General features: G+C 59.3%; 5 protein-coding genes. 1 reads left to right on the top strand and 4 read right to left on the bottom strand.

Features of this window, described 5'->3' with window-relative positions; translation table 11 throughout:
• Nucleotides 1-156 precede the first annotated feature (156 nt).
• From BLX42_RS09235 to BLX42_RS09220, 4 genes are all read right to left on the bottom strand, one after another.
• Entirely contained in the window at nt 157-1,236 is a 1,080-nt protein-coding gene (locus BLX42_RS09235; RefSeq protein WP_161871639.1) for a fimbrial protein, read from the bottom strand.
• Between the two features lie 45 nt (nt 1,237-1,281).
• A complete protein-coding gene (locus tag BLX42_RS09230) occupies nt 1,282-3,798 on the bottom strand; it encodes a fimbria/pilus outer membrane usher protein (RefSeq protein WP_168216551.1) in 2,517 nt (838 codons plus the stop codon).
• A 236-nt stretch (nt 3,799-4,034) separates the two neighbouring features.
• Nucleotides 4,035-9,140, bottom strand: a complete 5,106-nt coding sequence (locus tag BLX42_RS09225) for an RHS repeat domain-containing protein (protein ID WP_161871638.1) — start codon at nt 9,138-9,140, stop codon at nt 4,035-4,037.
• A gap of 2 nt (nt 9,141-9,142) precedes the next feature.
• Nucleotides 9,143-9,706: a hypothetical protein gene (locus BLX42_RS09220; RefSeq protein WP_144415475.1), complete on the bottom strand. Its 564-nt coding sequence runs from the start codon at nt 9,704-9,706 to the stop codon at nt 9,143-9,145.
• 244 nt (nt 9,707-9,950) lie between these two features.
• On the opposite strand from BLX42_RS09220, the gene BLX42_RS09215 reads away from it, so the two are divergent.
• Nucleotides 9,951-11,777, top strand: coding sequence for a hypothetical protein (locus BLX42_RS09215; RefSeq protein WP_161871637.1), 1,827 nt, complete (start codon nt 9,951-9,953; stop codon nt 11,775-11,777).
• Nucleotides 11,778-11,783: the final 6 nt, after the last annotated feature.

Genomic DNA, 11,783 nt, shown 5'->3' with positions numbered 1-11,783 from the left:
TTGGTAGAGCACGACCTTGCCAAGGTCGGGGTCGCGAGTTCGAGTCTCGTTTCCCGCTCCAATACAAAACGCACCAAGGAATTTTAAAGTTCCTTTGGTGCGTTTTTTTTTGCCTACAAAATTGCGGGGCCATGGCTACCCGGCCATGGCCGCCCCTTAGCGGTATTCGATGGTGAAGTTCAATGCGCCTTTGGCCTCGCCGGGAGTCACCGTTGCTTGGGTCTGATAATACCGGGCACGAAGATCGAGGCGCGTAATGCCGGGGCTAAGGGGCACCATATTCACGAACTCTTCGAGTTTCAGTGGGGTATTGTCGCTGCGCATCACCTGGATACCGATGCCGCTGGCGCTCGAGTCGGTGGTCAGGGTGAACAATCCCAGGTCACGGTCCACCGGCACCGAGCCGTCCACGCCGTCCAGGCGCATGAACGCACGGGCAACGCTGCCTGCCGGGTCGTCCTCGCAGTCGTTGAGGGTAATGTAGAAATCAACCGGATCGCTGGTGCTGCCCTGGCCTGTGAAGTCGGCAATGTCGTGGGTGCCAAGTGGTACCGGGTTGGCACTGACGGCATCGGCCCTGAGCGTGCACTGGGCCTGCTGGACTTGCCCGCCCAGGTTCAGTCTTACGGCATCCCCTACATTGCTGACGAAACCCCTGACGACCTCCTGGTTGAATGAATTGACGCCAGGCGGTATGGGGCCGGTCTTGATCAAGGCCATGTACTTGATGGAGAGATTGGTCATTTCCATGAACGTGGGCCTCATGTCCCTCTGGTTTTCACCCACATAGGGAACGGCGCCGATACCACCGTCGTTTGCCTGGAACGAGTTGCTGGACGTTGCGTTGAGGAAGCCGCCCAGTTCCAGATAAAGGCCTACGCCCGGAATGGTGGTTTGTAACACTTTGCCCGTCACATCCTTCCCGTCGACGGGGGGGAAGGTACCGGGGGCGACAGGTAATGGCGTCCCCATAGTGGCGGTCAGGCTTAGTGTCCCGTCGTTGTCGCACTTCAAGGCAAAGCCGGGGCCTCGTACGCCAGTGTTAGTGGCTGAGTAGATTTTGCTACCCACGGGTGCATCGCGTGCCACCCACCTCACACCGGCGAGGTTGTGCGTGAACTGCAACGGGCCTGTGGTGGTTGGCCATTGGCATCCCAGGGCATGGGCCTGGCTTGACAGTGTCATCATCGTCGCCGCAGCAGCGAGGCCGATGAAATAACGCGAAAAGTGGGGCATGGTCGGTTCCTGTTGCAAGCCTGCGGCATCGTCGCACGGGCTGGGTCATGGGGTAGGGCAGCGCGAGGTCTGCAGGCGGTAGCCTTGCTCTTCTGGCATGGTTGCCGGGTCGATTTTCAACCGGCAACGCTGTTCGGCGCGGTCGCCCCAGCGCGCCTCCAGGGTTTGTGCCTGGGCATCTGTCGCAATCAGCGCCTGGCCAGCCTGGCCCACTACCGCCAGGTGCTTGCCCTGTTGGTCATTGACCTGGGTACCGAAGGGCAGCGGGCGGCCGTCGGTATGTTGCAAGGTCAGGATCAGGCGGCTGACCTGGCGTGCTTTGAAAGTTGCCAGAGCGACCGCGCCTCGGCGGGGGACAACCTGGGTGGCACCGTTTTCGATTTCCACATCCGGGCCGAGCTGGTCGGTTTGCAGGGTTACCTGGTTGACCCGGTAGGGGCGCATGTGTGGGGCGAGGATGTAGCCACTGCTGTCGGTGCTACCACCGGGCACGTTGTCGACACCAACGCCGGGCACATCGGGCACGTGCACCAGCGCAGTGGTCTCGCCCAGGTATTGCCCCAGCACGATGCCGCCGGCATGCGCCAACACCGCGCCACTGGCATTCACCGAAACGCTGCGGAACTCATCCGCTTCGGTGTAGCCGGCACCCACGTTTACCTTCTGCGTCTGGTAGCCCACTGACGCCGAGGCGGTCTTGCGCTGCTGTTCGTCGTTGGCCAGCGATGCCAGGTAGCTCAGGCGGTTGTCCTGCGAACCGCCGTTCAAGGTGGCGCGTTCGCTGAAGCGGCCGTCGCTTTCCTGCACATCGAAACTTGCAGTCGTTGAGGTGCCCCAGCCCAGCGGGATGGTGACCCCCAAGCCAACGATACGGTCGCTGCCGCGGTCGTCACTCAACGACTGCGAGGCGTACAGGTTGATGCTGACCCGGCGGTACTGGGTATTGAACTGGAACTGGTACTGGCGCCGCTGGCGGTTGGTGCCCCAGTAATCGTCCTGGGAAAGGGTAAGGCTCATTGAGTTGCGGTTGCCGAACGTCTGGTAGATCGAGCTTTCCAGGCGGCTGCGGCGGTTGCCCTGATAGCGGCTGGAGGCATTGCGCTGCTGCACGGCTTCGTCAAACTCGCGATAGCCTTCGGTGGAGTAGCGGTAGCCGGCGAAGCGCAGGCTGGTGCCGGTCTGGAAGGCCTTGCCGTAGCGCACGGAATAACTTTGCCCTTGCACCTGGCCGCCTTGCTCGCCGAGGTCGGTACGCGCCTGGGTCACGTCCAGCGACACTGCACCAAGGGTGCCGAAGTCGCGAGCGATGCCAAGGTTGGCGGCATCGTAATACTCACTGCCCAACAGCCCGCCATACAGGGTGGTGCCCCACTGGCCGCCGCGGGCCAGGGTGGCTTGCCACAGTGCGGGGTTGTCGATGCCATCGGCGCCGTCATAGCGCCCGGCCACCAGGTTGTAGCGCCACACGCCTTCGCGCAGCAGGTTGCTGAGGGTGGAGTAGGGCTGGATGAAACGGCGCACTTGGCCATCGGCCTCGGTGAGGACGATTTCCAGGTCGCCGCTGCCGCCGCCGATGCCCAGGTCGTTGATTTCGTAAGGGCCGGCGGCAACGTAGGTGGAATAGATCGGGTAGCCGTTCTGCAGCACCTCCAGCTTGGCCCGGCTTTGAGCCACGCCGCGGATCACTGGCGCGTAACTTTGCATCACATCGGGCAGCATGCCCATGTCGGTGGCCAGCTGTACGCCTTTGATAGGCAGGCTGCGGAACACATCGCCGTTGCTGAAGGTTTCGCCCAGGGTCAGCGTGCCCCATTGGCCGGGTAGGTCGTGCTGGGCGTAGGTGTTGAAGTGCACCCAGTCCTGGCCTTCGCCGTCGTCGCGCCAGCTTTGGCTGCTGCGCAGTCGCCAGCCGCCCAGGTTGATTCCGCCGTTGAGGTACAGGTCCTGGTTGCTTCTGGATTTGCCGGTTTTGCCGCTGAAATGCTGCGCGGAGGCTTGGTAGCTGACGAAGGCGGCATTGATGCCGTTGTCCCAGCGCTCGGGTGCAACGCTGCCAGCCACATCGCGGCGCAGGGCGATCTGCGGGATGGACAGCGCCAGCTGGAGTTGGCCGGGGTCCAGGTCATAGGTGGCGTCGGGCACGAGTACGGGCAGGTCGATGCAGCGCTCGTCGCTGGGCAGTGGCTCGGCCAGGCCCTGTTCACGCAGGCCCAGCTCTCGCAGCAGGCTGGCGCTGAGGCAGGGCTCCAGGCCCTTGCCGTCGCTGCGTTCACGGAAATCTATTTCATGCTTGCCCGCTGGGGCCAGGTTGACCAGCACTTCAACCTGGTAGCGGCCGGGCGCCAGGGTAGCTTGGGTGGCCAGTGTGCTCAGGGCGGCAACGCTGGCGTCGCTGGAGTGGCCTGGAGTTTGGCGCATGAAGTTGGGGTTGAATTGAACTTTTCTTTCATCGGATGTAGCGGGAGCGACAAGTGCGAATAGTAGGCTAATACTCGCACCAGATAAGAATAGAACTGAGCAATGGCGTACAGGCAACAGCCGCTTTCGGGTGGCGTCACACATAAGAAGAACTCGTTGGTAGGCGCCGGCTGATAGGCTTTGCAGCGCTAGCTGTTCAATTTGGAATGCAGCTTAATAAGCAAGCCAGTTAAGGTGGATGAAGATAGCGAAAACCACGGTTCATATTCTGTAGGAAAATTCCGATTTATTCGGCCTTTTATCTGGCTTCTTGTATGCGGTGGCGGCCTTCGGCGAAGGCCGCCTATAAAGTTATTTCTTTTTAGGGTGAGGTGTTGCACTCACTTTTCGCCGCCTAGGCGAAACTGACCACCTCTGAAATCTTGAAGTGGATAGGGATTGGTTAACGTCCAATTTCCTTTCCCATTACTTTTGTAGCCGTTTTTGATGGTGCCTGTTTCTACAGTGTCTATTTCTACAGTTGGTGCTTTGGGGGTTGGACTTGAAGCGGAAATGACTGGTTCATCGCTTAGAGGGGTTGTGCCCGCACTACTTGCGGAAAGAGAGGTTCTCCTGGATGTGGATGTAGATGTAGATGTGGAAATCCCTCCATCGAAGATAGGGTTAGTCTTGTAGATGAAGTTGTCTAAAAGGTCTACGTTGGTGGTCTTTCTTGGGGCGGCCTTTGTAATCTTCTTAATATTGTTGGTGGTTTTGTGTATATTGATTGTCTTGTTGGTTGTGTTAAAAACGTTAGTAACCGTGGAAGTAACAACGTCGCTAGAGGCATACAACTTGCCTGGCAAAGTGGCGTTGACAGTTGCATCTGCTGCTGCCCTCGCCCCCAGCCGGCTATACCCCATGAGCCCCAACGTACTCAGCGCACTGGCCGTCCCCAGCCAGAACGCCCAGTCGTTAGCCGAAGCGCTCCCTGTCACCAGTGCCCCCACAGAAACCGCCGTAGCGGCCACGTCAATGGCAAGGCTGGCTGCGCCAAAGGCGAATGCCATGGTCAGGCCTACCGGCGGTAGGAACATGAAACTGACCACAGCAAAGACAGCACCCATGGCCACGCCAAGCCAGGATCGCCAGTCGGCCTTGGCCTTCAGTGGTTTGGGCGGGACGTACGGCGCCTCCGCGCTGTGCCGCATGCCGTAGTGGCCGCTGGGGTCGTGCCAGTTGGCCGGGTTGCCGCCGCAGTACACATACGGGTTGATACCGGCATATTCTGGCGCTGCCGTGTCCGGGCTGTGGAAACGCATCAGCCCAGGGTTGTAAGCACGGTAGCCGCGCCCCAGCAGCGACCAGCCCAAAGCCCGTTCGCGGGCTTCGCCGTTAAAGCCGAGCAGGCCCACCAGTTGGTCGTTGTCCGGTGAATCGCCATAGGCGGTGTACGCGTTATCGTGCAGTTCATCACGGCTGCATTCACCCACCACACTGTTTGCCGCGTCGGTCGCGTACAGCCGGTTGTCTGCGGTTTGGCCTGGGCGTTGCAACCCCAGAGGGCGGTCGCCTGCGTACAGGTACTCGGTGAGCAAGTCGGCATCGCGTGTACTGCTTATCCGGTAGCCTTGGTAACGGCGCGACACTTCCGCGGCTTGCTCATGACGTACCCCGATCAGGTCGTCATGGCCGTCATAGCGGTAGCGATACAGGGGTTGCCCATCGCTGGCCCGTTGTACTTCGCTCAGGCGACCATGGTCGTCGTACACCAGTTGGTTGCCTTGTTCGTCGTTCAACAGGTTGCCTTCGGCATCGTGGTCGAACGCCTGGCTGGCCGGATAATCAGGCTGCAGGGAGTGCTCCGCCCGTTTCAGGATGAAGCCGTCGTAGGTATAGAAGGCTTCGTCCGATGCGTTGTCGGCAAAATCGGTGTAGCACTCGATGAGGTTGTTCAGTTCGTCGTAGACGAAGTACTGGCTCTTGATAGCCCGGCCAGCAGCGTTGCGCGGCAGGGTAGTACCTTGGCATTGGTGTTGCTCCAGCCGGTCGAGTGCATCGTAGTCGAAAGTTTCCACCAACAATTGTTGGCCGTCACGGGTGAGGGTGCGGGTACGCAGCTGGTCATCTTCCTGCCACTCCAGCGCGATGCTTTGGGTGACAGTGGAGCCGTCGTGGCGGGTGAGCGTTTGTTCGCGGTTGTTCTCTCGGCCAAGTTCGTCGTAAGTCTGCTCGCACACCAGTACCTGTTCGTTGGCCAGGTCCTGTGTCGTGGTTTTCCTCAGTCGCCCGAGCTTGTCGTATTCGAACGTTGCGACCAGGTCACCTTGCCGGGTCTGTTGCAGTTGCCCCAGGTCGTTGTAGTCGTGGATCACCTCTGCGCCGTCACTCTCGGTGTAGCCCAATGGCAGGCCCTGCAGCGAATTGCGATAGTTGCAGTGGTGGCCTTTGGCGTCCTGGCCCTGCCATTGGGTTTTCAGCAGGTAGCCTTGATCGGTGTAGGTATAGATGTGCTCGCCTTGTGCGTCGCTGGCCGTACTGATGGCTGAGGTTTTGGTGTCGTAATCGAACGTCGTACTTTTTACCGCGTCAACGTCGATCTGGTTGGGTTGGGCCGAGCGCGCGGGGCGGTAGTGGTAGGTGAAGGTGCGCTGCGCAGTGGTGCGGGTTTCTACCAGCGAGGTGTTGCGCTTGTAGGTGTAGGTTTCCTGTTGCAAACCAGCCTTCAGCGACTTTAACCGATCAAGGCCATCGTAATCCCGTTGCCAGGCAAGGGTGGGTTCAACACCTTTGCGGCGCTCGACCAGCAGTTGTTCGGCCAATGGGGCAGCACTGTGCAGCGCGAACTGGCTGAGCACCGCAGACTGATCGGGCCTTTCGGTACGGGCCACGCGGCCTTCGGCGTCGTAGGTGTACGTGCTGATGCGTTTGACCGGGCGGTCGTTTAGTTTGAAGGTGTGTTCTTCGCTGATGCAGCGGCCAAGACCGTCGTAGTTTGAATCCCGCCGGCCAATGGCCTGGCCTGCGTCGTCCAGCCGGTACTGGCTCGACAGTTTGTCGAAGCGATTGCTCTCGGTAACCTGCTGCTGCTGGCGAACACCAGGTTTGTCCGCTGTTTCGACCCAGTGGGTGACGATGTCGCCTGTTTCGCCAAATGGCGAGTATTCACTGTGCTGCGTAGCGCCGTTCGGCAAGGTGGTCTTGCGCAGCCGGCTCCAGGCATCGTATTCGAAGGTGGAGGTCAGCGTCAGGGTCTTGCCGTCGTAGTAGTCGAAGGCGGTTTCCTCGCTCAGTTGGCCCAGTTCATCGTACTTGCGCTGCGCAACCACTTTACGCTGCCGCGAATTGTCAGTGCCCGGCGCGGTATCGGTGGCGTCCGTTTCGCGCTCTTCTGTCACCACCCTGCTGCAGCCATCGAACGTTATGAAGGTGCTCACGCCCGTACTTCCAGTGACTGACTGCCAGGCCAGCCCGGCAGCGCCTTCTTCAGGATGGGTGACCAGCCCGTAGGCATGGATTACCTTGGCCTCGTCCACGCCCTGGCCTGGCGCCACGGTTTCCTCCATCACGCGGCCGAGCGGGTCGTAGCGGCGGCGAATGCTGTTACCCGTGTCATCTTCTTCGTACACGCTTTGGCCATGCAGGCCAGACACGGCCATGCTCGTGGCCTTCTGCATCAGGTCGAAGCCGGACACGGTTTCATCGGTCCAGTATTCCAGGCCATGTTCCTTGTCGACGACCTTGCGGTACTCCCATTCGATACGTGAAGTGCGGCTTTCAATGGCCCGGCGTACCGGGTTGGTGCTGTCTTCACCGTAGCGGGTGGTCACCTGGTAGCTCGGGCGGCCGTGCAGGAAGGCATTGTCAGGCATGTTCAGGTAGGCCCGCTCTACCTTTATCAGCAGCTGTTCGCGCTCACCGGGCTGGCCGGCATCGAACACTTGCAGCACCTGTTCTGCACAAGGTGCAAGCCATTCGCTCGCTTGGCCAAGGCTGGACAGCGCCGGGTAGGCCTTGTAGGTCAGCCGGGTCCGTTGGACGGGGGCTTCGCCGGGCAAACCCTGCACGGGGTAAACCGTCTTGCATTTGACGTTGCGTACAAAGCCTTGCGGGTCGGGCGGGCAGGCCCAGGTATCGCCATCCTTCTCGCCGTCCTTGTCATAGTACTCGTAGGTGACGCGTACACCCGTGGGGGCTTGCTCCTCGATGACGTTGCCGTAATCGTCATACGCGGTGGTCGCGGTTTCCAGGTGCAGTTTGCTGGCGTCACCGCGCAGCTTCCAGCGTTTTGTGATGGTTTTGGGCAGCTGGAAGTAGCGCGGTTGATCGTCGAAACTGTTGCCAGGGCTTTCATGGAAGACGGTTTCGGTCTCTTCGATATGGCCATCTTCTTCAAGCGTTTGCTTGGTCAGCAGGTGGTAGCGGTTGAATGTCTGCGTCTGTTTGCGCGCGACCTTGTCCGCTTTCCAGTAATGAGCGGTGACGCTGTAGCGGTAGCTGGATTGCGCCCGGTACAGGTTGTCCTCGCCGTCGTCACGCCAGCTGACATCGCTGTTGCTGCCGACAAAACTGTGCGCCACCTCGATGTTGTTTTGCTCATCGAAGTGCGTGTAGGTGTAGGTTGTTTTCAGCGGCGGTTGGTCGGCGCGAGGTTTGACTTCATGGGTGGTGACCCGTGGCAGCACTCTTTGAGGTCGCGTGCCGGGCAGCAGGTGGCCCGGGTCGTCGTTCTCGCCATAGCGCACCTCCTCCACGGCGCCTGAAGGTGTGGACACTTTTGCAAGGCAGGTCAGGCCCCTGGCTGTGGTATAGCCGAAACGCCAGTTGCCGCCCACTTCGGGGGGTAGTTTTACCTCCACCAATGCCCGGTTTCTCAGTTCCAGCAGGTAGCGCATGAATGGCAGGTTGTCGGCACCGGCGCCGGGGTGCGTATCGATGGTTACCCTGGCGTCGGTGTACTTCAACTCCAGCAGCAGCGTGCCATTGTCATCAATGATCTTTTCCAGCCGCCGGTTCTCAGGGACGTAGCTGAGCGTTAGCCCGTGGCCGGAGGGCGCCCTGACCTTGGCGGGCAGGGCGATGGGGTTGACCGCGTCTTGCAGAGTGAGTATCTCCACAAGGCCGGACTTGTGCTCTACACGGTATGGGCCATTGCCGTTTTCGCCGTCGTCGTAAAAGTTGAAACTGTGAATTTTCTTTTCGCGAATTGTGGGTTGCGGGCCGGTACCTGTCACTTTGAAGCTTTCCCCCGTGTGCAGGGTAAGCATTCGAGTGGCGGGCACGTACCGGGTCATCGCCAGTTGCCAACCGGTGCCGAAGCCTGAGTCACTGTTGTCGAACGGGCTGTACGACAGGCGCAAGGGCAGGCCGGGGCCGGTCAGGTCGTTGCCGGCAGGCACTTGCAAGTCAATGGCCAGGTTGTACTGGCCGGTACGCTGGTCGACATGGTTCTGCACGAAGCTCTGGAAGTTGGTGGCGTTGCTGTGTATCCCGGAAGAATTGACCATGATCAATTGCCTCCTGGGGCCATGGTAACCACGATGCAGGCAAGTTCCCCCTGCGCGACCGGGTTGCCTTTACCGATGATCCTGAAGCCGCGGCTGGGTGCATTGCTATCGAGGCCGCTGTTGGTCAGGTAACCGGGTTTCTCCGGGCTGCCCGCGTAGGTCCAGATTTTGTCAATGCCCAGTTTTTCCAGCGAAGCGTTGGCGCGGCTGGTGTCGAGTTCGACCCAGGCGCTGTTGGCCTTTTCGCAGCGCTCGTTATCAGTCAGCAGAAATGTCGATTTGATCGGCACGTTTCGAATGCGAATTGCGTGGGGCTCTCTGGCGTTGGCTGGGCAAGCTTTTTTGGGTAGCAGTTTCACGGTAGTGCCGCTGCCCGTTGCGGGCAGCTCCAGTCCGCAAGCAGGTTCGGTGTTGTTCTCCACTGTCTGGTATAGCGCGAGGATGGGCGTTGGGTCCGCCTGGGTTGCGGCATGGGCGACAACCCCACTTAAAAGCAAAGGTGCAGCCAGCATTGCTCGTTTGATGGCCGTTGTGACGGCGAGGCGACGGTAATGTAAGTGCTTCATTTTTTTGGGCTCCCTGTTCAGGTTATTTGAACAGACATAAGAAAGAATCGATGTGAATCGCTGGGGCCATGGTGGCGTGCTGCCTGTTTGGAGCTTATTCAACTTGCCGTGCTGTGACACCTGTCAGAATTAACAGGTGCCCGCGTGCCTGGCGGGCGAGTGCTACCTGTTATTTCTGCCAGTAGCCAGCCGCGGTGTTGAGCCGTACAACTAAGGGCATCTCGAATCCCCTTGGAGTATGTTCATGGCGCCCAAACGCACACTGGAAGAGCGGGCTGAACAGTCCCCGCACAATCCCGCCCCTGAAATCCCAACGCAAAATGCGTGGGGTGAAATTGATGTCAAAAACATGAACGGTGCAAACCTGGAATTTGTCATCACGGATGCGGATATCAGGTTTGGTCAATATATTTATCCGATCTGGCGCGGCGTCGCTGCAGACGGCACCCCTTTTGATGAACTTGACGCGATGCGTGAAGTGCCTTTCGACTACGACACGACAAAAACGATGGTGGCAAGCGTCAGCAATCGTTTTGTTGAAGCCTTCGACGGTGGGTGGGCATTTTTATCTTATAAGGTTAATGACGTAGCAGAGAGTACGCCGGATTCAATGCGGGTCTTTTGTTACCTGGGTTTGCGCGACCGTAGTGGTAGTGCCGAAACATTATCGGTGGCGCAGGCACGTGAGTCGCATGACCGCGTGATTGTTGTTTCGGATCTGGTCTCTGCGGGTGTGCGCCTGTTTGCGCCACGCTACCGGGCCTTGCAGGTTGGCGACAGCATCGAGCTCATGGCGCGCAGGTTTGATGCTGCGGGCGAGGAAGTAATGCCACCGGCGAGCGAAGTTTACGAGGTGACCGAGACCAACCTGGCTGAGCCTCTGCAATGGCAAGTCGCCAAGGCGCATTTCATGCGCGTGCAGAATGGACGGGTGGAGTTCCAGTACACCATCACGCTGGCCGGTAATGGAGAAACAATTGAATCGCCTGTGCAGGAAGTGGCGGTAGCAAGTGCGCCGAGCCCGGTCGACCTGTTGCCCGAACCCGAAGTCGATGGCTTTACGGGCACACCGCTCGACCCTGGCAAGTTCCCCAATGGAGTAACTGTTCGCATACCTTCATATCCGGGTATTCAAGCGGGCGACTACTTGCTGCTGCACTGGAAAAGCCCCGCCCAGATCGAGCCTGCGGTGCAGTTTGCGCGCATGGATGCGAGTAGCCTGGAAGGCGATGAAACCGTATTTCGGGTTGACGCAAGCCTGCTTGTAGCGGGTGACCATCAAGTGTTCTACCAGGTAGCACGTGCCGGGCATGCGTTGACTTCCGATAGCCTGGAGGTCGAGTTTGAAACGGCACGCAGCCTTGCCGCACCGGCCATTGAGCGTGCCGAAGCGGATACGCCGGGCAAGCAAAAGCTATTGGCGGACTACGCAATTCTCGGGGCTTATGTAACGGTGCCTGATATCCCTTTGCGCCCAGGCGAACACTTTGAGGTTCACTGGGACGGTTATGAGCAAAACGGCAAGCAGATTACCGACACACCGGTGGAAGAAGGCGGCCGACGATTCAAGATAGACCCCTCCGTTGTCGCCGCGAACATGCATCAACCCGGCGCGGATGACAGCAGGCGTTTCACCGTGTTCTACCACATTGTCGATGAAGATGGCGTGCGCTCGGCGCCCTCCACCGCTGTGGACTTGCGCGTCCAGCCGTTGGTTTTTGATAACAATATCAAATGCCTGCAAGCGAAGAACAACGGCGAACTTTGGCGCACCGACCTCACCCCGAACGGTGCAATGCTCGAGGTATCCGGGGCGCTGCTCTGGCCTTTCGCTGCGCCAGGCCAGCCCTTCACGTTGGCCATTGAAAGCGGCGCGGTATTACGTAATGGGGTGCCTGTCACTGATGGCGAACATGGCAATCGACGGATACAGCAGTTGTTGAGTGTTGCTGTTTATAACGGTTTGGAAGAGAACAGGCAGTACACCGTTAGCGGGAATGTAAGTTTCGATAAAGGCGACAGTTGGCACTCGCTCAGGCCGCTACTGCTTACTCCGAAAAAGTCAATGTAAGCGAAT

Source organism: Pseudomonas sp. SG-MS2, from assembly GCF_009933855.1.
In the GTDB taxonomy this organism is placed as follows: domain Bacteria; phylum Pseudomonadota; class Gammaproteobacteria; order Pseudomonadales; family Pseudomonadaceae; genus Aquipseudomonas; species Aquipseudomonas putida_E.
The sequence above is the reverse complement of the archived record's forward strand: the minus strand, read 5'-3'. Positions and strand labels throughout refer to the sequence as shown.

What these genes read in the sequence shown, in the direction of transcription:
- BLX42_RS09215 (WP_161871637.1), top strand. Translation starts at nt 9,951, where the DNA reads ATGGCGCCCAAACGCACACTGGAAGAGCGGGCTGAACAGTCCCCGCAC.
- BLX42_RS09225 (WP_161871638.1), bottom strand. Translation starts at nt 9,140, where the DNA reads ATGGTCAATTCTTCCGGGATACACAGCAACGCCACCAACTTCCAGAGC.
- BLX42_RS09220 (WP_144415475.1), bottom strand. Translation starts at nt 9,706, where the DNA reads ATGAAGCACTTACATTACCGTCGCCTCGCCGTCACAACGGCCATCAAA.
- BLX42_RS09235 (WP_161871639.1), bottom strand. Translation starts at nt 1,236, where the DNA reads ATGCCCCACTTTTCGCGTTATTTCATCGGCCTCGCTGCTGCGGCGACG.
- BLX42_RS09230 (WP_168216551.1), bottom strand. Translation starts at nt 3,798, where the DNA reads ATGTGTGACGCCACCCGAAAGCGGCTGTTGCCTGTACGCCATTGCTCA.